Genomic DNA, 25,114 nt, shown 5'->3' with positions numbered 1-25,114 from the left:
TAAACAAAAAACATGTATTTTTACAGTGTTACAAAACTTTTTTACCCCCCTATGCGTTCAATATTAGCTTTTATTTTATTTGGTATTTCTTTGTGCCAAGCCCAAGAAAAAATTGCAAAAGATTATTTTATACACCCTCTTGACATTCCTTTAGTAATTTCTGGAACCTTTGGCGAGTTAAGATCCAATCATTTTCATTCTGGTTTGGATATGAAAACTAATGGTGAAGAAGGACTAAATGTGTATGCATCTGCATCAGGAAGAGTGAGTCGTATCAAAGTCTCGCATGGTGGATATGGTAAAGCAATGTATGTAGTACATCCTAATGGATACACTACTGTTTATGCACATTTAAAGCGATTTTCTCCAGAAATTGAAGCATATGTAAAACAAAGACAATATAAAAAAGAGTCTTATGAAATAGAACTCTTTCCAAAATCTGGTTCGTTAACCGTAAAACAAGGAGATATTATTGCCTACAGCGGAAATACCGGAGGGAGTTCTGGTCCTCATTTACATTTTGAAATCAGAGATGCAAAATCAAGACCTATGAATCCAATGAGCTTTGGTATTGATGTAAAGGATACCAGAAAGCCAATTGTTAATGGCCTTTGGGTATATAACTTAGATAAAGACGGACATATTAATAATGCACAAGAAACAATAAAACTACAACTAACCCCACAAGAAGACGGGAGCTTTAAAGCCGAAAATATAAGTGCCCTTGGAAGAATTGGTTTTGGCGTCTCTACAATAGATAAACAAGATCTCGCTGCAAATAACAATGGTGTTTATAAAATTATCACAGAAATTAATGGACAAGAGAATTTCAAATTAGAAATGAATCGCTTTTCTTTTGCCGAAACCAGATATATTAATAGGCTAATTGATTTTTCATATTTCAAGAAAAATCGAAGTAGAATAAGCAAACTTTTTATAGAAAAAAACAACCCTTTAAGTGTATATAAAAACAAAACAAATAATGGGTATATTACTGTAGAAGATAGTCTATCATACAACTACACAATTCATATTAAAGATTTCAAAAACAATACAACTATAATTAATGTACCTATACAAGGCAAAAAATCAAACTCTATTAAAAAATCAGAAATCCAGAAAACATCAAATTATGCATTGTCAAACGAAAACTATACGTTTAGTTCTGGAATTTTTGATCTCTTAATTCCAAAAGGTAGTTTATACAAAAACACATATCTGGATATATCAGTTAATGGTGAAACAGCAAAAATACACAACAAAGAAACTCCTCTTCATAAAAATATGACATTGGTTTTTGACGTTTCGCATTATAAAGAAGAGGATAGAAAAAAATTATATATCGGTAGAATTAGTGACAATAAAAAAGTATACTTCTCAAGAACTTATAAAAAAGGAAATCAGTTTTCTACCAGAACTCGTACCTTCGGAACCTACTCCTTATTTTCTGACCTTCAGAAACCAACTATAGTACCTGTGAATTTTGCTAATAAGAAGTGGATCTCGAAAGAAACTCACCTCAAAATAAAAATTAATGATACCGAATCTGGAATTAAAAGTTATCGAGCTACCATAAACGGAAAGTTTATCTTAATGGAGTATGATTACAAAACAGGGATGTTAGTCTACGATTTTAATGACAAAATTAATACCGATTCAGAAAATAATTTTAAACTTGTTGTGTTAGATAAAACAGGCAACAGAGCCACCTTTGAAACAACGTTTTACAGAAAACCTTAAATACTCTTACTTTTTGAAAAATAAAACCTTACTTCTTTTAACCGCAATACTTTTAATCAGTTTTTCTTCTTTAGCACAAACAGCCGTCCTAAAAGGCGTGATTCTAGACGAAGATAATTTTCCAATACAAGGTGCTAATATTACATATAACACATCAGGAACTCAATCTGACGAAAATGGTGTTTATCAACTTAGTATACCAGCAAATCAAGAAGTCAACATCACTATATCTCATCTCGGATTAAAAGATGTACAATTTAAAATCAACCTTGAGGAAAATCAAGAATACGAATTAAACCCAGTTTTAAAAACCGATGTTGAGCAAATAAGTGAGGTAGTTATATCGGGTAGAGAAAAAAAAGTTGTTGAAGGGATTACTACGCTAGATCCAGAAACCATCAGGACGACTCCATCTGCAAATGCAGGAGTTGAAGGCCTTCTTAAAAGTTTACCTGGTGTTAGTGCTAATAACGAGTTGAGCACACAATATTCTGTAAGAGGAGGTAACTTTGATGAAAATTTAGTCTATGTAAACGAAATTGAAGTATACAGACCATTTTTAATTAGATCAGGGCAACAAGAAGGGTTAAGCTTTGTAAATACAGACTTAGTAAGAAATGTAGATTTTTCTGCAGGAGGTTTTCAAGCGAAGTACGGCGATAAGCTTTCTTCTGTTTTAGACATCACTTACAAAAGACCTACAAGATTAGGAATAACTGCAGATGCAAGCCTTCTTGGAGCGAGTGTATCAGCAGGTGGCATTTCAAAAAACAAAAAATTGGCTGGTATTGTTGGTATTAGATATCGAGATAATAGTTTATTAGTAAACGCCAAAGACACAGAAACTAATTTCAGACCAAGATTTGCTGATGTACAAACCTACATCTCGTATAACATTACAAACAAATTTGAATTAGGATTCTTGGGTAATTTAGCCATCAACACGTATGACTATGAACCCTTGAGACGACAAGTTAATTTTGGCACATTGCAAACCGTACAAGCTCTTACGGTACGCTATCAAGGACAAGAAAGAGATCGCTATGATACGTATTTTGGAGCCTTAAAAGGAACTTATAAAGTTAATGACAACTTAACCCTAAAATTAATAGCTTCTGGATATCAAACTCAAGAACAGGAACACTATGATATCTTTGCCGAATATGCTCTAGGAACTGTTAATACGGATATTGGTAGTGAAAATTTAGGGCAGGTTGAGTTTAGTGAAGGCGTAGGATCGCAGCTTACGCATGCAAGAAATGATTTAGACGCGCTAATATTTAATGTAGAACACAAAGGAAGCTATATAGCAAATCAGCATCAGCTGGATTGGGGAATTAAATTCACATCAGAAGATATTAGAGACCGCTTACAGGAATATGAAATTATTGATTCTGCAGGATTTTCTATAAGACCACCAATATTAGATATTGTAAACGATCAACCCTACACTCCTTTTGCCAGTCCAATTGTTCCTTTTACCAATGCCAGAGCAATCAATAATCTTACTACTGAAAGGATTTCTGGATATCTACAGTATAATGTTCGTTCAGCCATTAAAGAAAATGAAATATGGGCTAATATTGGTATAAGAGCTCACAACTGGAATATTTCTGGCGAAACAGTAAATAGCTCTGATTCACAAATTGTATTTAGCCCGAGAGCCCAGATTGCTATAAAACCAAATTGGAAAGCCGATATGATTTTTAGAGCATCCGGTGGGGTATATTACCAGCCTCCATTTTACAGGGAACTAAGAGATTCTTTAGGTCAAGTTAGGCCCGAAGTGAAAGCCCAACAATCAATTCATTTAGTTGTAGGTAACGACTATAGCTTTAGCATGTGGAACAGGCCATTTAAGCTTACAACGGAACTATACTACAAAACTCTAACCGATGTAAATCCATATACCTTAGAGAATGTAAGGATTCGATATCGTGCAAGAAATAACGCTAAAGCCTACGCACAAGGGTTAGACTTAAGACTTAATGGAGAATTTGTACCGGGAACTGAAAGCTGGGTAAGTTTGGGGTACTTAAAAACTGAAGAAAATATTGATAATAGAGGGTATATATCCAGACCTACCGATCAAAGATTAAAAATTGGTGTATTGTTTCAAGATTATGTGCCTACAATTCCTAATCTAAAGATGTATCTAAATATGGTTTATCAAACAGGACTACCTGGAGGTTCACCTAGTTATGCCGATCCATATAGTTTTCAGTCACGATTAAGAGATTATAGAAGAGCCGATTTAGGAATGTCTTATGTTGTTTTAGATTCAGAAAAAAGACTGCGGGAAGGTCATTTTTTAAATGCTTTTAGAGAACTTAGTCTAGGTCTTGAAATCTACAATATCTTTGATAATCAAAATGCGATTACCAATACTTTTGTTAGAGATGCTTCAAGCCAGGTTCAATTTGCAATACCCAACTTTTTAACTCCACGAGTTTTTAATGTACGTTTAGGAATGAAATTTTAAATATAATAGGGTCAATTACAATATATTATAAAACTATTGATTGAATTTAAATTAACTGTCAATAAACTTTTTCAATACATCTATCACATAATCAACTTCTTCTCGGGTGTTATATTTTGAAAAAGAAAACCGAACAGAAGGTTTTTGCAGATCTTCTTCAGAAAGAATTTCTGATAATACATGAGATCCCTTACTGCTTCCACTTTGACATGCACTACCCTTAGAACAAGCAATACCGTTAATATCTAAATGAAATAACAATATCCCAGCTTTATCATCAGAAATAGGCAGGCAAACGTTAATCAGTGTATAGGTACTATGTTCATGATCACAACAATTCGCATTAAACTTTACCCCATCAATAGATTTTTTTAGACGATCTATAAAATATTGTTTCAACTCTCTAACATATTGCTTTTCTTCATCCATATTTTCATAGGCTAAGCGCAATGCCTCGTCCATTCCTACGATATTATGAACACTCTCTGTTCCCGCACGATAACCTCTCTCCTGCTCCCCTCCAAAAATCAATGGTTTTAGTCCTGAGTTTTTACGAATATAAGCAAAACCCACACCTTTTGGACCATGAAACTTATGCGCACTTACCGCAGTGAAATCGACCTGTAATTCGTTGAAATCAACCTCAAAATGGCCAATAGACTGAACCATATCACTATGAAATAGCGCATCATATTCTTTACACAACTTGCTAACTGCCTGTATATCTAATATCGTTCCAACTTCATTATTAACATGCATTAAACTTACTAAGGTTTTCTCTTTTGAAGTTTTTAGTAATGATTCTAGGTGTTTATAGTCTATAGAACCATCGGTATTAATATCTACATAGCTTATATCGATTCCAAAATGCGATTCTATTTCTTGTACAGTATGCAAAACAGCATGATGTTCAATCTTTGAAGTTATAATATGTTTCACATGTAAATCTCTTACAGCACTATTTAAGGCAAGGTTATCTGCTTCAGTACCTCCTGAAGTGAAAATAATTTCTGAAGCTTTTACCCCAAGATACCCTGCTATATTTTTGCGAGTTTGCTCGATATGATTTTTAGCAGATCTTCCAAAACCATGAGTAGAAGATGGATTACCATAATCTTCATTTAAAACCGAAACCATCTTTGTTATTACCTCTGGTCGTAACTTTGTTGTGGCTGCACTATCAAAATAAACTTTTTGCATTAAATTCAATAAATTAATCGTTTGAACAGATATTTAAAGGTTTTATGCAAAAATAAGCTATGTTTTTTTAACTATCCATGTTTTTGCGATTACAAAACTAGTTTAAATAAAATTATTTTTAGGCAGACTCGTTATAATCTTTCAATTCCTTTACTTTTGTCAAAAATTGTTAAAATATTGGTATGCTAAAACATTTTCAATTTTATACCGTCTTTAGAATAGAAATAACACCACTACAATTAATAATTCAATAAAACTTTCGGATACGTGAAAAAGCTTTTTTACTTTCTATTTTCTATACTAGTATTACTTTCTTGTGATGATGGTGACATTATTATTACCAGTTTTGAATTTGACGATGTCGATTTACAATTATGTGAAGGCGCAAAGAAAAATGAGTTTGTTTTTTTTAAGATCAATCAAACTATTAACGAGGCCATATCATATAACTTTATAAGCGAAACATATTCTGATACAATTGCTATCGAAGCACCCATATCCATTGAATTAAATAATGAAACAAACAATTTAATTTACAGACAATTTAGTACCAGCATATCGGCTGATTATTATTGTTCAAACATTCCACCTAGTAATATTACCATTACGGAAGAATTAGTAGGCACATCTGGTACGTCAGAAATATTTACAGAGATCATTGAAGAAGATGATGATGATGGCATCCCAGCTGCAGATGAAGCCAATGTCGATACTGATAATGATGGTATTCCTGATTTTAAAGACCAAGACGATGATAATGATAATATTTTAACTAGTGTAGAATTATCTAACGGTATTCCAGATAATGATGAACCTAGAAATACGGATGGTGATTCTCTTGTTGATTATCTTGATCCGGATGATGATAATGATGGTATTCTAACTATTAATGAAGACTTCAACAATAATGGTAATCCAAGAGATGATGATTATGATAATGACGGGACTCCTGACTATCTTGATAATGATGATGATGATGATGGAATTCCTACAATTGAAGAAGATACAAATGGTAATGGAAATCCAAGAGATGATGATGATGACAATGATGGTATCCCAAATTATCTTGACACCAACTCCGAGAATGACTCAAACAATCCAAACGGTGATATATCTCCAAGTTTAGATAATACAGTACAAACGACCTTTAGAACTACAGTTACGATTAATCGAATTATTTTTAGTGGTAGTAATCAAAATTTTCAGGATGAGAATTTTTCATTTGGGTTTAGAGATGTTACTATCCCAAAGACCACAAAAAAAATGTAGTTAAAAAATAGTTTTACAATATGAATAAAGTTTTTAGCCTTATAATTTTTATTTTACTTATTACTAGTTGTAGTGAGGGAGATATTATTGAAAATGATATTGACTTTAATGCTTCATTAGAAAGTTGCTCAAATCTTAACGATAATACTTTTGTATTTTATAAAATAGATGATTCTATAAACCAAGCATTATCGCTTGGTTTTACGAGTACGACTTTTGAAGTGGATACAGTGCCCGAAGACCTTTCAATTACAATACCACTTAATGAAACCACAAACACTCTCTTTTATCGAAAATTTGGTTCGGCAATTAATGGAGCTGATTATTTTTGTGCTAGTGTCCCGCCAAGTGGTGTAACTATTACCCAGGAATTAATAGGCTCTGATGGTAGTATTGTGATAACATATACCGTTGATAGTACAACAAGTACAGAAACTATTTATAATAGAAACATCGCTCTTCAAAATGTAACTATAATTGGAGCAGATAGAGTAATACGACAAGAAGTTTTAGAGTTTGGATCTGACAAAATCACCATAACAAATTAGTTAATTTGGATTCTGAACAATATAGATTTCCATAGCTCCTAGTCCATATTTTTTATAATCTGCATCAGAGATTTTCACATTATCATATCTTCCAAAAAGATACGTTAACTCCTCTTTTAGTACCCCTTGTCCTACACCATGAATAAATACAACTTTTGGAATACGTTTGTGTATTGCAAAGTCCAATTGTCTTTTTGCTGTATCCAATTGCAAAGTTACCATCTCATGATTTGTCATTCCTTTTGTGGATTTGACTAATTTATGAATATGAAGGTCTACCTCCATTGGTGGTAAATGTCGCTCTTTAGGTTTGGGTGCAGCCCTTTTGGGTTTCTTCTTAAAAATTTCTTTTTCCTGTAAGTTTTTATGTACTTCTTCATAAGATGGAACGATCATTTCACCTGACTGTATTTTGACGACTTCTTTAACAAAAAATGTCATATCAAAACCATCTTCAGTTTCAATTGTGATTTCTTCAGCATTTACAGAAATAACCTTTCCTGTAATGGGCTCATCTAACACCGATACCATATCACCAACTTTTATCATAACTACTCTTCTTCAACATTTTTATCGATATCAATTTCTTTCTTAGATTCAATTTTTGAATTCAATAAAAATAACCCAATCATTAATGGCACAACTCCAATACTTTGAATATAATAATTCTTATTTTTTGAGGAGATTTCACTAATTAGAGCAATAGCGCCTATACTGATACTAAGTAGGCTTATTATTTTTTTTACCCTTTCTTGTTTCATTTATATTTTTTATCATTTAAGTGATGAACTTTGCCAAAGTACATTTTAATGTCTATTTACATAGTAATCCTGGCTAATTTCAGCACAAAAGTATCAAATAATAGTTTTTTTATCCTTCAAATACTTTAAATAACTTAATTATGTATATTGCAAATGTTAATCAAATATGAAATTACCTTTGGAAAAATACATGCTTCCTTGCGTTAATAAAAAGATTCTTGGTATCGATTGTTTAGGTTGCGGTATGCAAAGAGCCATTGCGCTTTTATGCAAAGGAGAATTTACAGCTGCATTTTACATGTACCCTGCTATTTATCCTCTCTTACTATTACTACTATTTCTTGGTTTCAATTTTTTTTTAAAGTTTAAACACGATTCTATTATAAAAATTGGTCTTATGGTTACTACTGTGCTAACTATGATCATTAGCTATATTATAAAAATGAAAATTATTTTTAACTAATTAATTAAAATTATGGAAAAACAAACATTACCTAATTCTACCCTTATCTTGGTTTTTGGAATTCTATCTATTGTAGGATGCTGTTGCTATGGATTACTAGGGCTTATTTTTGCTATTGTGGCCTTAGTTCTTGCCAAAAAAGCAACTGCCTTATATACAGAAAACCCAGAGTTATATGAAGGGTACAACAATGTTAAAACGGGTAAAATTTTGGCCATTATTGGTTTAATCCTAAGTGCTATCTATTTGATTTTTGTGATTATCACATTTGCAACGGTTGGAATGGATGGATATCAGCAAATGATAGAAGAAATGGCCCGAGAATACCAAGGAGGAGCATAACATAATAACATAAGTTATATTTCATAAAAAAAACCTCGCAGTGTGCGAGGTTTTTTTTATGAAATACATATATCTGTTATTCAAATTCTTGTAACGTTTTGGTAATAATACTTACACATTCTAATAGTTGTTCTTTATTCATAACTAATGGTGGCGCAAAACGGATAATATTACCATGAGTTGGTTTAGCCAAAAGACCGTTTTCTTTTAAAGCAACACAAATATTCCATGCCGTTTCACTTTCTTCAGAATCATTAATTACAATAGCGTTTAACAAACCTTTACCACGCACTAAGTTTACAATAGATGAGTTTTCTATGTATTTGTTTAGCTCTGATCTAAATAATTCTCCAAGTTCAAAAGCATTTTCTGCAAGTTTCTCATCTCTTACCACTTCTAGAGCGGCAATCGCTACTGCAGCAGCCACTGGATTACCTCCAAAAGTACTTCCGTGATTACCTGGTCGAATTACTTCCATAATAGGATCATTGGCTAATACAGCCGATACCGGATAAGCCCCACCGCTTAATGCTTTACCAAGGATTAAAATATCAGGTTTTACTTCTGGTTCATTAGAACAATTTTTATCAGAGCATGAACAATTACCACATGTTGCCAATAATCTTCCAGTACGTGCAATTCCTGTTTGAACCTCGTCGGCAATAAACAATACTCCATACTTTTCACAAAGGGCTTTAGCTTTTGACAAATAATCTTCTGAAGGAACATAAACTCCTGCTTCCCCCTGAATGGGTTCTACTAAGAATCCTGCAACGTTCTTATTACTTTCTAGCGCTTGCTCTAAAGCTTCAAGGTTATCGTATTCTATTTTAATAAATCCAGCAGTATAAGGTCCAAAATTCTTTCGGGCTACCGGATCATTCGAAAAAGAGATAATAGTAGTTGTTCTTCCATGAAAATTATTTTCGCACACAATAATTTGTGCTTCATTTTCAGGAATACCTTTTTTCTCATATGCCCATTTTCTACATATCTTTAAAGCAGTTTCTACAGCTTCGGCTCCAGTATTCATCGGTAAAAGTTTGTCAAAACCAAAAAACTCTGATACAAACTTCTCATATTCACCTAATTTATCATTGTAAAACGCTCGAGAAGTTAATGTTAATGTTTGTGCTTGGTTTACCATTGCTCCTACAATTTTAGGATGACAATGCCCTTGATTAACAGCAGAATATGCACTTAAGAAATCATAATACTTTTTTCCTTCTACATCCCATACATATACACCTTCACCTTTATTTAATACTACCGGTAAAGGATGGTAATTATGAGCTCCATACTTATTTTCTAAATCGATTGCTTGTTGAGAAGTTAATTTTTCTAAAACAGCCATTTTTAATAATTTAAATTGATAAAATAACCATTCCTTCTGTACCTTTATCCTTTCGAAAAGACTCGAAAATTCAGCGTGGGAGAGAAATCATCCCTAAGAATGTCGCAAATTACTAAATCTTTATCTAATTTTTAATTTTATATCTCGATAAACCATAAAATTTTCATCTTTATTGTTTAGACAAATCCCGAGTAAGGAATTAGTATTATGATACTTTGCCTGCCAAAGAAGAAACTTGCAGTTCTAATCGCTTAATTTCTCTCAACAACGCATTTTTATCCATTTGCATCCAGGAAAAAAGTTTAAGCATTACCACAAAACTCATACAAGTAAATCCTGCAACAGACCATTTGATTAACTCATTGGTATTATCAGTATTTAAAAACTGAACAATGCAATAGACTAAAAGTATAAATGCTATAACATGCACAATATTCATTACAATGATTATCCAACTATTTCTGCTTTTAAAAAGTCCTCCTATCATTTCTAAGAGGTTCTGCTCGTCTAATTCGTCATAAAATTTTGCTTCTTCCTTAGTCAATGTTTCCTTAATCAATCGATCAATATCTTTCATATCATTTTTCATAATTTCTGTTTTTTAAGAATTAATTTCAATTTTTCTCTCGCATTAAATAAACGAGATTTGATAGTACCTGTCGATACATCCATTATTTTGCTTATCTGTTTAATACTATACTCTTCTATATAAAAGAGGTGAAGTACAATCTGTTGATTTTTTGGTAGTTCCTTTATAGATTTTTTAAGAAGAATAAAAACCATATCATCATTATCTTGATGAGCTTGGCTACTAGTATTCACTTTTTGATAAAAATTTATGTTTTCTTGTTCCTTCTTGTGTTTTCGTTGCCAATCAATCGCACAACGAGTTACAATTGTTAATGCCCAACTTCCAAACTTGTTTGGATCCTTGAGGCTGTGAATTTTTTGAAGAATTTTACTCCAACTATCCTGAGCCACATCTTTCGAAACCTCTATATCATTTGTATACCAATATGCCTGCTTACAAAATCTACCATGCCATCTTTGTACAAGAAGTTCCATAGCTTTTTTATTACCCAATTGGCATTGCATGACCAACAAAGAGTCAAATATCTTATCGGTTGTTGTCATAGTGGCCTTTATAATATAGACGTAGAACTATTAGATAGGTTCATTTTTTTATAAGATATATTGAATAATTAATAAGTATATGCTTTCTATTCTTATTTTTGCGCTATGGCAAGAAAAAATCGAAGACAAATCTTTGAACATATCGAAGTAATAGATGCAGGCGCAAAGGGAAAGAGTATTGCCAAGGCTCCTGATGGTAAAGTGATATTTATTAACAATGCAGTACCTGGTGATGTTGTAGATATACAAACTACAAAAAAGCGTAAAGCGTATTATGAGGGTTCTGCTACTGTTTTCCATAAACAATCCGATAAACGCGTTGATCCCACTTGCGAGCATTTTGGGACCTGTGGTGGTTGTAAATGGCAATTTATGGCCTATGAACACCAATTAGAATATAAACAGCAAGAAGTTGTAAATAATCTAACACGGTTAGGTAAAATAGAATTACCAGAAGTGGACTCAATATTAGGATCGGCAGATCAATTTTTTTACAGAAATAAAATGGAATTTTCTTTTAGTGATAGTAGATGGTTAACATTAGAAGAGATCCAAAGCGATATAGAAATTGAAAGTAGAAATGCATTAGGTTTTCATATGCCGGGGATGTGGGATAAAATTTTAGACATTGACAAATGTTATTTACAAGAAGACCCTAGCAATGCAATTAGAAACAAAGTAAAGGCTTTTGCTACCGCCAATAACCTTTCTTTCTACAATGCTCGAAAGCAAGAAGGCTTTTTACGCACATTAATGCTACGGATAGCTTCTACTGGAGAGATCATGGTGCTGATACAATTTTTTAATGAAGACGTAGAAAAAAGAACACTACTTCTTGATTATATTGCTTCAGAGTTTCCTGAAATTACCTCTTTGCAGTATGTGATCAATGGAAAAGGAAATGATACCATTTATGACCAGGAAGTAATATGCTATAAAGGAAAAGATTATATAGAAGAAGAGATGGAAGGACTGCGATTTAAGATTAATGCTAAGTCTTTTTATCAGACTAATTCTAAACAGGCCTATGAGCTATATAAAATTACACGCGATTTTGCAGGTCTAACAGGTAACGAACTGGTATATGATTTATATACAGGTACAGGTACAATAGCGCAATTTGTTGCTAAACAAGCAAAAAAAGTAATCGGTGTTGAAGCTGTACCAGAAGCCATAGAGGATGCTAAAGAAAATGCTAAAAACAACAATATCACGAATACAGAATTTTATGTAGGTGATATGAAAAAAGTATTTACAAAAGAATTTATAGCTCAACATGGGCAACCTGAAGTGGTGATTACAGACCCTCCAAGGGATGGTATGCATAAAGATGTTGTGGGGCAATTGCTAAATATTTCACCCAAAAAGATTGTATATGTAAGTTGTAATAGTGCAACACAAGCACGTGATTTGGCGTTATTAGATGAAGCATACAAAGTAACCAAAGTACAACCAGTAGATATGTTTCCGCAAACGTATCATGTAGAAAATGTGGTTTTATTAGAAAAAAGATAGCGTATGAGAATATTTAAATATTTGCTACTATTATCAGCAATACTATCAATAATCTTTACAAGTACAAGCTGCGAACGAGATGACATCTGTGCAGAAGGTACACCTACTACTCCACTACTTATTATAAAATTTCTCGATTTTGATACTGGAACAGAAATAAAAGCCCCTGTAGAGCTACAGGTAAAAGCAGTGGATGTAGAGACCATTTTTACTTTAAGCGGTGTTACAGATTCAATAGCAATACCACTAAAAACAAACGAAGCTATAACAGACTACGAATTTACCATAAATTCAATCTTCGAAAATGACTCTATCCCATTAAATACAGATACCGTAAGCTTTCAGTATACATTAGAACAGGAATATGTGAGTAGTGCTTGTGGATTTAGAGTTAACTATAGAGGTCTTACTGCATCACCACCGCAATCAGGTGATGACGGCAGTTGGATTAGAAATATAACCATACAAAGAGAAGACGTAACAGATGAAACAACAGCGCATATATTTATTTTTCATTAGCATTTTGCTTGTTGGAATCATTCAGGCTCAAGAAGAAGAGATAGAAGAAAAAGCACTACCTCAGGATACTCTTGCTCCATCAGAAAAATATGGATTTAGAGCTGGAGTCGATATAGCGCGCTTGATTAGAACAGCCGCGGACAAGAAATATGAAGGATTTGAAATTGCTGGTGATTATAGATTTCATAAGAAATTTTATATCGCAGCAGAAGTAGGTAATGAGTCTCTTATTAGAGATGAAGAAAATATCAATGTGGAAGGGTCTGGAAGCTATATCAGAGTTGGTGTAGACTATAATGCATATGACAACTGGAGAGGTATGCAAAATAGCGTTTATGTTGGGTTACGCTATGGTTTTTCTACTTTTGATCAAACTTTGAATGAATATACAATCTTTACTGGCACAAACTACTTTGGCCAAAATAGAATTACCGAAAGTAGAGAATCTGATGGATTGACAGCCAGTTGGATTGAGCTTGTTTTTGGTATTAAAGTAGAAATTATAAACAATCTATATCTTGGAGCCAATGTATCTCTAAGAAATTTAGTTAGCGAAGAAATCCCAGAAGGTTTTGACAATCTTTATATTCCTGGATTTGGCAGAACTAATGATTTTAGTGAAATTGGTGTAGGATATGCATATACCGTGAGTTATCTAATACCGTTTTTCAAGAAGAAAAAATAGAAAACCATGTATGGATATATAAAATAAAACCTGTCAGTTTTTAATTACCTGACAGGTTTTTTAGTTTTATGTAACGTAAGCTCCCCTATATCAAACTCACATTATTTAAATACTTCATTAAACAACTTTTGAAGCTCTGCCCAAGATTGTTCGTCGGCTTCTTGTTGATACGCTAGAGGTAAATTAAATTTTTTACCTATAGAGTCTGCTCCTTTACTGGTAAATGAATGTGTAGTGTTTTTATATGCTATGTATTTATAACGTGCTTCAACACTATCTAAAGCCTTCTTATATGCAACAACAGTTTCTTTGGGTACAAAAGGATCATCTTCGCCATTACAAACCAATATTTTTGCTTTGATATTTTCTGTAGGCATCACCGGAAGTTTTACACCACTGTGAAAAGCCGCTACGGCATCTAAATCCGCTCCTATATTAGCCATTGTAAGTACAACACTACCCCCAAAACAATAACCTATAGCTGCGATCTTATCTGGATCTACAGACTCCTGCTCCTTAAGTATCTTCAAAGCAGCATTAAAACGAGCCGTAGCCGTATCTATATTACCTATCACACTCATAGCAAATTTTCCGGCATCGTCAGGATGAGCTGCGAGTTTACCATCACCATACATATCTATTGCCAAAGCTACATATCCTAATTCTGCAAGCATATCTGCTCGCTCTCTTACATAATCGTTATGTCCCCACCACTCATGAACTACAATAACACCTGGTTTTTTTTGTGCAGCATTTTTGTTATAAGCCAAATATCCCTTCATCGATAAAGTATCTGCTTTATACGTGACTTCTTCACCATTTAATTCAAATGGTTTTTCTACAATTTCTTCCTGTTTTTCTTCAGTAATTTCTTGTTTTTCAGAACCAGATTTATTGTCTTTACAACTAAATATACATATAAAACAAAGTACAAATAAATAAATGTTGATTAGTTTTTTCATAGTGTTAGCCAGAAATTAAAGTTAGTTTATGTTACGTTTCTTAAAAATAATGAATTTTAATCGATAATCCAGATTTAAATGCTTCAAGGCTTACCTCAAGGTGGTTTTACTATATAATATATTTACATGATCTAGATTGGTTCATTATCTAACAAAAAATCATCAATTTTCTTTCTTACATTGTCAGGAAAAGATAGAACCAAAAGTATAGACCTCGCAGGTTTTAGAAACTTGCGAGGTCATTTTTTTCTATATAAACTACAAATTTATTCTTCAACATAAGGTGCTCCAGCCTTTTCTAAAGCATTTGACAGCGAATCCGTTTGGTTTTTCAAGTCATTATATTTTGAAGTTAGCGTATTGATTAAAGTATTAATAATCGTCATCGTTTCGAGGTGCGTGCTTGTTGGGCCATACGTAGAACGATCTACGCCTTTATAAATGGCAAACATTCTATCACCAATAGTAGGCTTGGTTTTCTCTCCTACCTGTTGCTTAGATTGATTTCCTTTAAATTCTATACTTAAATTATCAACACCCTTTTTTAGAGATGAAAGACGCACATCTAAATCGCCTGGTGCTGTATTAGCTTGTTTTAAGGCTCTTTCCATAGCTTTAACACGTTTTTCAACCTTTCCTATCTTTATATCCAATGCAGAAACTTTTCCTTGAGCAGCTTCATAACTTCTCCAAAAAGTAGCCGCTTCAGCAGGTGTAGCTCCTTTTAGTGCTCCCTCTCTCATTTGCTTAACAGTAAAAGATATTGGATCAGAAAGCTGTGTAACTTTTCCGTCTATAACTTTAGATAATGTTGCTGTATATTTTCCAGGAACTGCCATAAGTCCTTGTGGCGGCCCATATGAATATTCCTGCTTTTTAAGTGTAATAGACTCTGTAGCTGGATAACGCAAATCCCAAGCAACTCTATGAAAACCTGAAGTAATAGGTGCATCTATTCTACGAATAGTTTTTCCTGAGCTATTGGTAATCGTAAGAATAACTTGCGGTTTAGATTCTGTACGTTCTATTTCTACTTTATCCCATCCCGGGAAGGTTATATCTCTATCTTTATTTTTCTTTTCGATTTCTTTTCGTTTTTCTTCACTGGTTTTAAAACCATCTTTCAGATAATACGTAAAAACGGCTCCAAAATCTGGATTAGGTGCTACATAATGTGATGCTCCCTGACTTCCTTTTTCTTCATCAAAACTAAGATCAGGTCTTGGGATATACCACCAGGCATCTCGAGTTGGAAATAATGTAGCTTCTTCGTTAAGTTTTGCTTCAGAAACCGTTCTCAACGGGGTGTAATCATCAAATACGAAGAATCCTCTTCCAAAAGAAGCCCCCACTAAATCATTTTCTTTACGTTGTATAGCTAAGTCTCTAAAAGAAATAGTAGGCATATCACCTTTTAGCTTCACCCATTGATTTCCGCCATTTATGGTAAAATAAATTCCGAACTCGGTCGCTGCAAAAAACAAATTGGCCTGTACATGATCTTGTACTATTCGCCATACTAATGTTCTTTTTGGAAGGTTGCCTTTTATAGATTTCCAGGTACGTCCATTATCTGTACTTTTCAACAGATAAGGATTAAAATCACCATATTTATGATTATCTAAGGCTAGATATAATGTGTTGGCATCAAAAAGATCAGCTTTTATATCATTTACAAAAGCTGTGTTTGGAACTCCTGGCAATGTTCCTACATCTATTTTGCGCCAATTCGTTCCTCCGTCTTCTGTTGCTTGTATAATTCCATCATCGGTACCTACGTACAACACCTTTTCATTCTTTGGAGATTCGGCAATTGAAGTAATTGTATTATAATTAGACATCGCCAAAAAGTCCCAAGGTGCGTCCCAGGATTGTTTTTTACCCATAATGGATAATTCTATTCGCTCTTGATTTTTAGTTAAATCTCCAGACACGGCTGTCCACTTATCTCCTCGATTATCAGACCTCCATAAGCGCTGCGAAGCAAAATAAATACGTTTAGGATCATGAGCACTGACCAAAATAGGTGCATCCCAGTTAAATCGTTCAAAGTTTTCATTTGCCCCAGGCTGCGGTTGTATATCAATAACTTCTCCCGTACTTAGGTCAACACGAGATAAATGCCCTTCTTGTCGCTCTGCATACATAATATCTGGATTACCTGGTTCTGTAGCCGGTTGATGTCCATCCCAATTAAGGACAATTTTCCAATCGGAGTTTTGTATACCATGAACATTATCGGTTCTTGATGGTCCTCCCTGGGTACTGTTATCCTGGGTTCCTCCATAAATATTATAAAAAGGCTCTGCATCATCTACAGCAACTTTATAATACTGGGTTACGGGTAGATTATCAATAAAACGCCAATTTTTGGTAAGGTCAAATGTCTCGTATAAACCACCATCGGTTCCAACTAAAACATAGTTAGGATCATTTTTCTTAAACGCCACGGCATGATTATCTCCATGCTTATGCTTTGAGTTCATTCTATGAAATGTTTTCCCCCCATCATTTGAAATTTGCATTCTATTATCAACTAAATAAAGTTTTTCAAATTGGTGAGGTGAAGCATATAATTCTTGGTAATAATGTGGTCCTGTAGCTCCTGCTACTGCATCAGAGCGCTTATGCCAAGTAGTACCACGATCTGCAGATCGATACACCCCTCCTGTTCTTCGGTCTAACTCTATTGCGGCATAGATAATATCTGGATTTTGTGGCGAAATTGCCAAACCAATCTTACCCATTTGTGATTTTGGCAATCCATTTTTGAGTGCTGACCAGGTTTCTCCACCATCAGTACTGAGATGAATTCCTGATCCAGGTCCACCACCCATATAGGCGGCAACGGTTCGATGACGCTGCCATGTAGCAGCATAAAGACGATCTGAATTACGGGGATCAACGATCAAGTCTGTAACACCAATCCATTGATCATCACCTAGAGTTTTCTTCCAGGTTTTTCCACCGTCACTTGATTTATACAGTCCTCGTTCTCCTCCTTTTTTCCATAACGGACCTTGTACTGCTGCCCAGATCACATTAGAATTGTCAGGATGTACTATGATTTTAGAGATATGTTCTGATGTTTTCAATCCCATATTCTCCCATGAAGCACCACCATCAGCACTTCTATAGATACCATCTCCATAACCAACGTGTCGTCCTCCTACGTTTTCTCCAGTACCCACCCAAATGATATTATGATCATTAGGATCAATGGTAATACACCCTATGGAATATGACGTTTGATCATCAAAAATGGGTTTCCATGTTGTACCAGAATTGATTGTTTTCCATACACCACCAGACCCTACAGCAACATACCAAATGCTTTCATTTTTTGGGTGTATAGCTATGTCTGCAATTCGCCCTGACATAAAAGCCGGGCCAATATTTCGTAGTTTCAATCCTGAAAAAACAGAATCTGTAAGTATTGATTGCGTTGTTTGTTTTCCTTTGGATCGTTGTCCTATCGCCTGATAAGAAATTAGAATAAAAAATGCTGAAAAAAAGACATGTGTGAGTTTTGTTTTCATATAAACAGGAAGTATTAGTTAGTTGTTTGTTGAGTTTAGACCAGAAAATTATTGTTATTTCAATAATTATCTCTTAACAAAAGCATAAAACTACTTCCTGCTAAATTGATTTTAAGAATTAATTAACCAATGATAGTTTGAGAACCAAATGAAGTGACAAAAATTACTTTTGCTGAAATTTTGTTCTTTTACTACCGGCATACATTTCATATTTTGCCAAACGCGATTCTAGCTTACCATTAAAAACTTTTATTTTCCTCGATGGTCTAAGTCCAACATGTTTTAAAGCTTCAAGGTTACCGGTAATAAACCATGCATTGGTGCCAGGGTAACTTTTCTTTAAAGTATCTCCTATTTGAGCATAAAACTCAGAAATATTTATCTCTAATCGCTCATCATACGGAGGGTTAAAAACCATATGTAATGGTCCTTCAACTTGTTTAGTTGATTCAAAAAAGTCGCCTTGTTGTATTTTAATAAAATCATTAAGATTAGCATTTTCGACATTCGTAAGAGCCTTTCTAACTGCAGATGGGGCTTTATCCATTCCTATGATTGAATGATGAAAATCTCGGGTTTTATTAAGACAGACTTCTTCGATTTTTTCAAATAGATCCATATCCCAATCCAACCATTTTTCGAAAGCAAACTCTTTGCGATTTAGATTTGCCGGAATATTGCAGGCAATCATAGCCGCTTCAATAGCCATAGTACCACTACCACACATAGGGTCTAAAAAATCGCATTGCCCATCCCATCCAGAAAGTAATAATAGTCCAGCCGCCAAAACCTCATTAATCGGTGCAATATTAGTTGCGGTTCGATATCCTCTATGATGCAATGAACCGCCTGAACTATCAAGAGACACAGTGCATAGATCTTGCTGAATATGTATATCAATCGAAAGATCAGGATGGTTTAATTCAATACTTGGTCTTTTTCCTGTTTCTTTTCTAAACTTATCTACAATAGCATCCTTACTTTTTAAAGCTATAAATTTTGAATGATTAAAAAGTGTAGAATTTACGGTAGCATGAATTGCAAAAGTATCTTCTACAGCCAGATACTGATCCCATCGTATACTTTGAATAAAATTATATAAATCTTTTTCATTCCTAATTCTTTTAGAGGTAATAGGTTTAAGGATTTTAATAGCCGTTCTTAAACATAAATTTGCTTTATACATAAAACCAGTATCGCCATAAAAACTAACCATACGATTACCTAATTGAACTTTTTGAGCTCTTAAATTTCTAAGTTCGGTTGCTAGAACTTCTTCAAAACCATATAAGGTTTTGGCTACCATTTTAAATGAATTACTCACTATCTTCGAATTCGATATAATTAAACCGCAAAAATACATTAATTTTGCGCCCTATGCTAAAAGATTCAACAATGTGGTATGCGTCTTGGTTTGACACACCATACTATCATATACTATACAAGGATAGAAATCATACTGAAGCCAGTGATTTCATGGATAATCTCACTACTTATCTCAGTCTGGAACAAGGTGAAAAAATTTTGGATCTCGCCTGTGGAAAAGGACGTCATAGTATCTATTTAAATACATTAGGATATGACGTTACAGGGGTAGATCTTTCAAAAAACAGTATCGAATATGCGTCGCAATTTGAAAATGAAACACTAAAATTCAGAGTTCATGATATGTGTCGCCCTTATTCTGAGAAATTCTCAGCAGTTTTTAATCTGTTTACTAGTTTTGGATATTTTGACCAGGAAGAAGATAACTTAAGTACGATCAAAGCAATAAAAGCTGACCTTAATCAGCGTGGTTTTGGAGTCATTGATTTTATGAATGTTGATTATGTAATTGATCACTTGGTTCCTGAGGAAAATAAAGAAGTAAACGGTATCCTTTTTAAGATAAAAAGATACGTACAAGATGGGTATATATTTAAAGAAATTAGATTTAGAGATAAGGATGAAGATTTTTTCTATACAGAACGTGTAAAAGCAATCACCCTCAGAGATTTTCAAAACTATTTTGACAAAGCTGATGTAGATCTTCTTGATATATTTGGTGATTATCAGTTACAAAAGTTTAATTCAAAAACATCAAACAGACTTATATTAATATTTAGATAGTGCACAATTACATTTTATCCATATCTGCAGTTTTTATCGGAGCCTTAATCGTCTTCATTTTTAGACCATCAAACCAAAAGAATTTGAAATTGCTATTAGCTTTTAGTGGGGCTTTTCTGTTAGCAATTACAATTTTTGATTTATTACCTGAAGTTTTTGAAGACAATCCTTTTGCAAAACGAACCGGAGTTTGGATTATGATAGGAATCTTACTTCAAAAAATTCTTGAATATTTTTCCAAAGGTGCTGAGCACGGCCATCTTCATTTAGATAAAAACACATATCAACTCCCAAAACTGTTATTTATTAGCCTTGGGTTGCATGCCATACTTGAAGGGTTTCCAATACATCATACTGATGGTATTCTTATCGGAATTATAATTCATAAGATTCCTATTGCCATGATTCTTACTACCTTTTTGTTAAATACCAAAATCAAAAAGATAACAATAATTTTAACGCTTACCGTTTTTGCTCTTATGACACCTTTTGGGACATTTATCAGTGAGCACATTAGTACGATTCAGAATTACTACAAGGAAATTACGGCATTGGTGATCGGTATATTTCTACATGTTTCAACTACTATTTTATTTGAAAGTAATGAAGGCCATAAATTTAATGTATCAAAACTTCTGGTAATTCTTGTTGCCACATTTATAGCCTACTTAATATAGATATGTTTAGTAAAGAAGAATCCAAAAAAATAAGGCAAGAGTTTTGGATACATTTTGGAAAACAATATCCAAGAAAATGGTTATTATACAATACCAAGATAAAGGATGTCTCACTAAAATTTACTTTCACTACAAAAAAAGCGCAAGTATCTATAGACATAGAACCATATGATGAAATCATTAGAGCATATTATTATGATAAATTGTTAAGCTTAAACAATATTATCAAAACCGAATATCTAGAGGATATTGTTTTTGAAGATCACTACCAATTAGAAAATGGAAAAGTTATTTCCAGAATTTATGTCGAATTACAAAATGTAAGTATCCATAATAAAAACACCTGGGAACAAACAATGAACTTCTTAAATTATCATATGGATAAACTCGAAGCTTTTTTTATAGAATATAAAGACTTCATTTCGCAATAAAATCTATTATTTTTTGTTTTTAGATCTTGAAAGATTTAAAACACACAAAAGTTATAGCCATACAATTGAAGATAATAAAATTTATCAATGCATATTCTATCAAAAATTTAGAATATAATAACAATTTAACAATAGAATTAAATTATATTAATACTCTTACAGTCAGCGCATTATAAAAGTATTAAAAAACATAAGTATAGATATTTATCTATATATTTGTAGGGCACAAATTATTTTTAGGAACAATATTTAGAAGAATTAACCATGCTTGATAAGGAAAGGCTTACTCAAAAACCTAAATCCTCTGACAACTCATCCCAAAAGATATCTGAAGTTAGATTATATGGTGCTGGTGGTCACTCGCAAGTGATCAAAGAAACCTTAGGCTGCGAAGGGATTGCAGTTCATGAATATTTTGATGACAATCCTAAACGAAAACACCATTTGGTACCTAAAGTACACAAAGGTGTTAGACAAGATATAGACTCTTTTCCGCATCAAGGTCCGCCTTTTATAATATCGGTTGGAAATAATCGTGAGCGATTAGAAATCTCACAAATGTTGAGAAGCAGTTTTTATACTGCGATTCATGATACAGCTATAGTATCTCCAAAAGCTATTATTGGAGAAGGAACTGTTATTTTTGCAGGTGCAATTATTCAACCCAACACCTCCGTTGGAAAGCATGTAATTATTAATACCGGGGCAAGTATTGATCATGATAATATTATAGGTGACTATGCACATATATCCCCACAAGCAGCTCTTTGCGGGCATGTAGAAATAGGTGAAGGAACCCATGTAGGTGTAAGTGCATGTGTAATTCCTAAAGTCAAAATTGGGAAATGGTGTACTATAGGAGCCGGAGCAGTAGTGATAAAGGATGTTCCTGATTATTGTACAGTTGTTGGTAATCCCGGAAAAATTATTAAAGCAAAAAAGCCATACAGGTCAAATAAACATAATGATATCGCTTTTGTAGGCTCTGGTATCTCTACATCCTTTACAATAATTAAATTATTAGATCTTTACAAAAACAAAAAGCATCCTCTAAAATTATCTATAATAGAGAAAAGCAACGAGTTTCATACTGGTATCCCATATGGATATCGATCTACCGACACCTCATTATTGATTAAGCCATTATCACAGTTCTTGCCTTCAGCAGAATTAAATTATTTTATTGAATGGCTTACATTAAACAAAAAAGAATTAGTCGAAAATGCACTTTTACAAGGTGGTACGTTAACCCAAGAATGGTATGAGAATAATCGTGAAGCTATTGAAAAGGATGATTGGTTAGAACTCTACATTCCGAGAGGTTTTTTTGGAAAATACATTTCTCAAGTAGTAGAAAAAAAGATACGATCGGCTATAAATCAAGGCACATTATCAATTGACTATATTACTGATGAAGTTGTTTCTATTGATAAGTCATCAGGTAATTATACTATCAATCTAAAGAATAATTTCTCTTCTGTGGTATCAAAAAAGGTAGTACTTGCCACTGGTGCAGCGCCTAACCGTAAATTATTCTCAACAAATGATTTACTTGTTGGTAAAGATAATGGTATCATGATTGAAGACCCCTATGCCCCAAGTTTAAAAATTATATTAAATGAAATAAAGAGTTTTATTGATAAAAAACAAAAAAGGAAAATAAACATTCTTGTAATTGGCACAAATGCTAGCGGTATAGAATTAGTCTATAAACTTAATGATGACCCTACTATCAAGTCTAAGATTAACCATTTCTATGCACTTTCGACACAAGGAAAATTTCCCGATGCAAAAATGGATGTAGATCCATCTGTAACGTTTACCCCAACACATCTAATAAAACTTACTAAAGAGAAAAAAATTACCGCATCTGATATAGAAAAAGCTGCAAAAAAGGATTTAGATTATGCAGATCAACATAATATAAGTTCGATATATACAATACAACCGATATCTGAAGTGTTTTGTTCATTACTTGATGAGTTAAGTGCTTCGGAAAAAAGAAAATTTGCTACACAAATTGGAAATGAAATTGGAAAAAGGCAGCGAGAAGCCGGATCCCATTACTCTAAGGTAATACGCGATCTCCACGCTCAAGAACGATTAACTAATCTTTCAGGTAAGTTTTCAGGCATATTATCAAGTACTACTAATGGATTGCAATTTGCTTATGAAACAAAAAAGAAGGTAATTCATCATAATCAACCTGTTGATGTTATTATTAATTGTTCTGGTGGTTCAGATATTACTGATCCAAAGAATGAAAACACTCTACTCCGTACTTTAAGTAAAAATAATATTTGCCAAATTAATGATTCTAATAGAGGAATTACTGTAAACACATCATTAGAAGCTTCTGAAGGGTTTTATATTATTGGCCCCTTATTAGGAGGTAATTTAATCGACAATAAGCCTATTTGGCATGTTGAACATGCGGGTAGAATCTCATCTTTATCCTACAAATTAGCTACTATTATTCATGAAGAATTATCGAATAAAGAGAGGCATCAAGAGAATCTTATAAAAGTTTGATTTCTTTAAATCACATAGTGATATATCAACAGGTAATGAAAAATACTTCCTGCTAGCACAAAAAGATGCCATATAACATGGCTAAAAGGCATCTTTTTTAACGCATAAAAAACAATACCAATTGTATAGGCTAAGCCACCCATAATTAAATAATTTATCCCTTCAGCACTTATCTTCTGGTTTAACGCATCAATATCAAAAACTATTAACCAGCCCATTACCAAATACAGAATTATAGATAAGACTTGGAATTTTCCTGTGAAAAACAATTTTAATAAGGACCCAAATATAGCAATAGACCAAACCACTATAAAAAGCAATATTCCTCTACTATCAATTAAAGAAACAAGACAAACAGGAGAATATGTCCCGGCAATTAGCAAATAAATACTAATATGGTCCATTATTCTAAACTTTTTCTTAAGATCAACATTAGAAGTATAATGATATGCCGTTGAAGCGAAATAAAGCATCAATAATGATCCAGTATATACTATAATTGAAAAAGTACTATATTCTGTTTTATTAGAGTCTTCAGTAATTAATAGGAAAAAGCCCAAAATGGATAAAACAAATCCCAATCCATGAGTTATCCAGTTCCATCTTTCTTCTATTTGAGATTGTATTTTCATTGTGAATACTAAAAAATAGTAAAGCTAAATAATATTGACGGTAATATACCTAAAGCTTATGTTTTTCTTTCTTTGGTTTTAAAAACAGGATATAAAAAAAACCCTTCATTATGATAATGAAGGGTTTTCAAGGAAGGCGGCGACCTACTCTCCCACGATTGTAGTACCATTGGCGCTAACGGGCTTAACTTCTCTGTTCGGAATGGTAAGAGGTGAGCCC

The 25,114-nt window shown here is 33.3% G+C and carries 23 protein-coding genes and 1 rRNA gene; 13 read left to right on the top strand and 11 right to left on the bottom strand.

The window, feature by feature from the left end; translation table 11 throughout:
* The first annotated feature begins 51 nt into the window (after positions 1 to 51).
* Both JJQ60_RS20640 and JJQ60_RS20635 read left to right on the top strand, forming a co-directional pair.
* Positions 52 to 1,740 carry a M23 family metallopeptidase gene (locus tag JJQ60_RS20640; protein WP_201924424.1) on the top strand — a complete coding sequence of 563 codons (1,689 nt, stop codon included), beginning with the start codon at positions 52 to 54 and terminating at the stop codon, positions 1,738 to 1,740.
* Positions 1,741 to 1,753: 13 nt separating this feature from the next.
* A complete protein-coding gene (locus tag JJQ60_RS20635) occupies positions 1,754 to 4,222 on the top strand; it encodes a TonB-dependent receptor (protein WP_201924423.1) in 2,469 nt (822 codons plus the stop codon).
* A gap of 51 nt (positions 4,223 to 4,273) precedes the next feature.
* On the opposite strand, the gene JJQ60_RS20630 is transcribed toward JJQ60_RS20635, so the two are convergent.
* The gene (locus tag JJQ60_RS20630) at positions 4,274 to 5,422 is read right to left on the bottom strand and encodes a cysteine desulfurase family protein (protein ID WP_201924422.1); all 1,149 of its coding nucleotides are present in this window, start codon (positions 5,420 to 5,422) and stop codon (positions 4,274 to 4,276) included.
* Positions 5,423 to 5,689: 267 nt separating this feature from the next.
* Between JJQ60_RS20630 and JJQ60_RS20625 the strand changes: the two genes are divergently transcribed.
* Positions 5,690 to 6,691, top strand: coding sequence for a hypothetical protein (locus JJQ60_RS20625; RefSeq protein WP_201924421.1), 1,002 nt, complete (start codon positions 5,690 to 5,692; stop codon positions 6,689 to 6,691).
* Positions 6,692 to 6,711: 20 nt separating this feature from the next.
* Positions 6,712 to 7,239, top strand: a complete 528-nt coding sequence (locus JJQ60_RS20620) for a hypothetical protein (RefSeq protein WP_201924420.1) — start codon at positions 6,712 to 6,714, stop codon at positions 7,237 to 7,239.
* Here JJQ60_RS20620 and JJQ60_RS20615 read toward each other — a convergent pair whose 3' ends face one another.
* Entirely contained in the window at positions 7,240 to 7,788 is a 549-nt protein-coding gene (locus tag JJQ60_RS20615; protein WP_201924419.1) for a Smr/MutS family protein, read from the bottom strand.
* Positions 7,789 to 7,790: 2 nt separating this feature from the next.
* On the bottom strand, positions 7,791 to 8,000 hold the full coding sequence (locus JJQ60_RS20610; RefSeq protein ID WP_201924418.1) for a hypothetical protein: 210 nt from the start codon (positions 7,998 to 8,000) through the stop codon (positions 7,791 to 7,793).
* Positions 8,001 to 8,166: 166 nt separating this feature from the next.
* Between JJQ60_RS20610 and JJQ60_RS20605 the strand changes: the two genes are divergently transcribed.
* Both JJQ60_RS20605 and JJQ60_RS20600 read left to right on the top strand, forming a co-directional pair.
* Positions 8,167 to 8,463 (top strand): DUF2752 domain-containing protein, encoded by a 297-nt coding sequence (locus tag JJQ60_RS20605; RefSeq protein ID WP_317194037.1) that lies wholly within the window; start codon positions 8,167 to 8,169, stop codon positions 8,461 to 8,463.
* Positions 8,464 to 8,475: 12 nt separating this feature from the next.
* Positions 8,476 to 8,805: a CCC motif membrane protein gene (locus JJQ60_RS20600; protein ID WP_201924416.1), complete on the top strand. Its 330-nt coding sequence runs from the start codon at positions 8,476 to 8,478 to the stop codon at positions 8,803 to 8,805.
* Positions 8,806 to 8,881: 76 nt separating this feature from the next.
* Here JJQ60_RS20600 and rocD read toward each other — a convergent pair whose 3' ends face one another.
* From rocD to JJQ60_RS20585, 3 genes are all read right to left on the bottom strand, one after another.
* Positions 8,882 to 10,159 carry an ornithine--oxo-acid transaminase gene (rocD, locus tag JJQ60_RS20595; protein ID WP_201924415.1) on the bottom strand — a complete coding sequence of 426 codons (1,278 nt, stop codon included), beginning with the start codon at positions 10,157 to 10,159 and terminating at the stop codon, positions 8,882 to 8,884.
* 205 nt (positions 10,160 to 10,364) lie between these two features.
* A complete protein-coding gene (locus tag JJQ60_RS20590; protein ID WP_201924414.1) occupies positions 10,365 to 10,748 on the bottom strand; it encodes a DUF6768 family protein in 384 nt (127 codons plus the stop codon).
* A complete protein-coding gene (locus tag JJQ60_RS20585; RefSeq protein WP_201924413.1) occupies positions 10,745 to 11,293 on the bottom strand; it encodes an RNA polymerase sigma factor in 549 nt (182 codons plus the stop codon). Before JJQ60_RS20585 ends, JJQ60_RS20590 begins: the two co-directional genes overlap by 4 nt.
* A gap of 105 nt (positions 11,294 to 11,398) precedes the next feature.
* Here JJQ60_RS20585 and rlmD point away from each other — a divergent pair, with 105 nt between their 5' ends.
* The 3 genes from rlmD to JJQ60_RS20570 are packed head-to-tail and all read left to right on the top strand — an operon-like array spanning position 11,399 to position 14,012.
* Positions 11,399 to 12,808, top strand: coding sequence for a 23S rRNA (uracil(1939)-C(5))-methyltransferase RlmD (gene rlmD, locus JJQ60_RS20580; protein WP_201924412.1), 1,410 nt, complete (start codon positions 11,399 to 11,401; stop codon positions 12,806 to 12,808).
* Between the two features lie 3 nt (positions 12,809 to 12,811).
* Positions 12,812 to 13,327 carry a DUF6452 family protein gene (locus JJQ60_RS20575; RefSeq protein WP_201924411.1) on the top strand — a complete coding sequence of 172 codons (516 nt, stop codon included), beginning with the start codon at positions 12,812 to 12,814 and terminating at the stop codon, positions 13,325 to 13,327.
* Entirely contained in the window at positions 13,293 to 14,012 is a 720-nt protein-coding gene (locus JJQ60_RS20570; RefSeq protein WP_201924409.1) for a DUF6048 family protein, read from the top strand. The genes JJQ60_RS20575 and JJQ60_RS20570 overlap by 35 nt, the downstream gene beginning before the upstream one ends.
* Before the next feature lie 101 nt (positions 14,013 to 14,113).
* Here JJQ60_RS20570 and JJQ60_RS20565 read toward each other — a convergent pair whose 3' ends face one another.
* The 3 genes from JJQ60_RS20565 to JJQ60_RS20555 form a co-directional block, all read right to left on the bottom strand.
* Positions 14,114 to 14,974 carry a dienelactone hydrolase family protein gene (locus JJQ60_RS20565; RefSeq protein ID WP_201924408.1) on the bottom strand — a complete coding sequence of 287 codons (861 nt, stop codon included), beginning with the start codon at positions 14,972 to 14,974 and terminating at the stop codon, positions 14,114 to 14,116.
* A 266-nt stretch (positions 14,975 to 15,240) separates the two neighbouring features.
* On the bottom strand, positions 15,241 to 18,513 hold the full coding sequence (locus JJQ60_RS20560) for a VPS10 domain-containing protein (protein WP_201924407.1): 3,273 nt from the start codon (positions 18,511 to 18,513) through the stop codon (positions 15,241 to 15,243).
* A 163-nt stretch (positions 18,514 to 18,676) separates the two neighbouring features.
* On the bottom strand, positions 18,677 to 19,819 hold the full coding sequence (locus JJQ60_RS20555; RefSeq protein ID WP_201924406.1) for a THUMP domain-containing class I SAM-dependent RNA methyltransferase: 1,143 nt from the start codon (positions 19,817 to 19,819) through the stop codon (positions 18,677 to 18,679).
* A 71-nt stretch (positions 19,820 to 19,890) separates the two neighbouring features.
* Between JJQ60_RS20555 and JJQ60_RS20550 the strand changes: the two genes are divergently transcribed.
* The 4 genes from JJQ60_RS20550 (at position 19,891) to JJQ60_RS20535 (ending at position 24,262) form a co-directional block, all read left to right on the top strand.
* Complete coding sequence (locus JJQ60_RS20550) at positions 19,891 to 20,622, top strand: class I SAM-dependent methyltransferase (RefSeq protein ID WP_201924405.1); 732 nt, start codon at positions 19,891 to 19,893, stop codon at positions 20,620 to 20,622.
* Between the two features lie 83 nt (positions 20,623 to 20,705).
* Positions 20,706 to 21,299: a ZIP family metal transporter gene (locus JJQ60_RS20545; protein ID WP_236669187.1), complete on the top strand. Its 594-nt coding sequence runs from the start codon at positions 20,706 to 20,708 to the stop codon at positions 21,297 to 21,299.
* A 2-nt stretch (positions 21,300 to 21,301) separates the two neighbouring features.
* The gene (locus tag JJQ60_RS20540) at positions 21,302 to 21,730 is read left to right on the top strand and encodes a DUF4268 domain-containing protein (protein WP_201924404.1); all 429 of its coding nucleotides are present in this window, start codon (positions 21,302 to 21,304) and stop codon (positions 21,728 to 21,730) included.
* A gap of 264 nt (positions 21,731 to 21,994) precedes the next feature.
* Positions 21,995 to 24,262 (top strand): NeuD/PglB/VioB family sugar acetyltransferase, encoded by a 2,268-nt coding sequence (locus tag JJQ60_RS20535; protein ID WP_201924403.1) that lies wholly within the window; start codon positions 21,995 to 21,997, stop codon positions 24,260 to 24,262.
* A gap of 5 nt (positions 24,263 to 24,267) precedes the next feature.
* On the opposite strand, the gene trhA is transcribed toward JJQ60_RS20535, so the two are convergent.
* Together trhA and rrf are read right to left on the bottom strand one after the other, a co-directional pair.
* Positions 24,268 to 24,894 carry a PAQR family membrane homeostasis protein TrhA gene (gene trhA, locus JJQ60_RS20530; protein WP_201924401.1) on the bottom strand — a complete coding sequence of 209 codons (627 nt, stop codon included), beginning with the start codon at positions 24,892 to 24,894 and terminating at the stop codon, positions 24,268 to 24,270.
* Between the two features lie 131 nt (positions 24,895 to 25,025).
* Positions 25,026 to 25,114, bottom strand: a 5S ribosomal RNA gene (gene rrf, locus JJQ60_RS20525); the annotation flags it as partial.

The organism is Aquimarina mytili, assembly GCF_016735115.1.
Lineage (GTDB): Bacteria > Bacteroidota > Bacteroidia > Flavobacteriales > Flavobacteriaceae > Aquimarina > Aquimarina mytili.
Note: the sequence above shows the minus strand (reverse complement) of the source record. Positions and strands in the feature narration are given on the sequence as shown.

What these genes read in the sequence shown, in the direction of transcription:
- JJQ60_RS20640 (WP_201924424.1), top strand. Translation starts at nt 52, where the DNA reads ATGCGTTCAATATTAGCTTTTATTTTATTTGGTATTTCTTTGTGCCAA.
- JJQ60_RS20630 (WP_201924422.1), bottom strand. Translation starts at nt 5,422, where the DNA reads ATGCAAAAAGTTTATTTTGATAGTGCAGCCACAACAAAGTTACGACCA.
- JJQ60_RS20620 (WP_201924420.1), top strand. Translation starts at nt 6,712, where the DNA reads ATGAATAAAGTTTTTAGCCTTATAATTTTTATTTTACTTATTACTAGT.
- JJQ60_RS20615 (WP_201924419.1), bottom strand. Translation starts at nt 7,788, where the DNA reads ATGATAAAAGTTGGTGATATGGTATCGGTGTTAGATGAGCCCATTACA.
- JJQ60_RS20610 (WP_201924418.1), bottom strand. Translation starts at nt 8,000, where the DNA reads ATGAAACAAGAAAGGGTAAAAAAAATAATAAGCCTACTTAGTATCAGT.
- JJQ60_RS20605 (WP_317194037.1), top strand. Translation starts at nt 8,167, where the DNA reads ATGAAATTACCTTTGGAAAAATACATGCTTCCTTGCGTTAATAAAAAG.
- JJQ60_RS20600 (WP_201924416.1), top strand. Translation starts at nt 8,476, where the DNA reads ATGGAAAAACAAACATTACCTAATTCTACCCTTATCTTGGTTTTTGGA.
- rocD (WP_201924415.1), bottom strand. Translation starts at nt 10,159, where the DNA reads ATGGCTGTTTTAGAAAAATTAACTTCTCAACAAGCAATCGATTTAGAA.
- JJQ60_RS20590 (WP_201924414.1), bottom strand. Translation starts at nt 10,748, where the DNA reads ATGAAAAATGATATGAAAGATATTGATCGATTGATTAAGGAAACATTG.
- JJQ60_RS20585 (WP_201924413.1), bottom strand. Translation starts at nt 11,293, where the DNA reads ATGACAACAACCGATAAGATATTTGACTCTTTGTTGGTCATGCAATGC.
- rlmD (WP_201924412.1), top strand. Translation starts at nt 11,399, where the DNA reads ATGGCAAGAAAAAATCGAAGACAAATCTTTGAACATATCGAAGTAATA.
- JJQ60_RS20575 (WP_201924411.1), top strand. Translation starts at nt 12,812, where the DNA reads ATGAGAATATTTAAATATTTGCTACTATTATCAGCAATACTATCAATA.
- JJQ60_RS20570 (WP_201924409.1), top strand. Translation starts at nt 13,293, where the DNA reads ATGAAACAACAGCGCATATATTTATTTTTCATTAGCATTTTGCTTGTT.
- JJQ60_RS20565 (WP_201924408.1), bottom strand. Translation starts at nt 14,974, where the DNA reads ATGAAAAAACTAATCAACATTTATTTATTTGTACTTTGTTTTATATGT.
- JJQ60_RS20560 (WP_201924407.1), bottom strand. Translation starts at nt 18,513, where the DNA reads ATGAAAACAAAACTCACACATGTCTTTTTTTCAGCATTTTTTATTCTA.
- JJQ60_RS20555 (WP_201924406.1), bottom strand. Translation starts at nt 19,819, where the DNA reads ATGGTAGCCAAAACCTTATATGGTTTTGAAGAAGTTCTAGCAACCGAA.
- JJQ60_RS20550 (WP_201924405.1), top strand. Translation starts at nt 19,891, where the DNA reads ATGCTAAAAGATTCAACAATGTGGTATGCGTCTTGGTTTGACACACCA.
- JJQ60_RS20540 (WP_201924404.1), top strand. Translation starts at nt 21,302, where the DNA reads ATGTTTAGTAAAGAAGAATCCAAAAAAATAAGGCAAGAGTTTTGGATA.
- JJQ60_RS20535 (WP_201924403.1), top strand. Translation starts at nt 21,995, where the DNA reads ATGCTTGATAAGGAAAGGCTTACTCAAAAACCTAAATCCTCTGACAAC.
- trhA (WP_201924401.1), bottom strand. Translation starts at nt 24,894, where the DNA reads ATGAAAATACAATCTCAAATAGAAGAAAGATGGAACTGGATAACTCAT.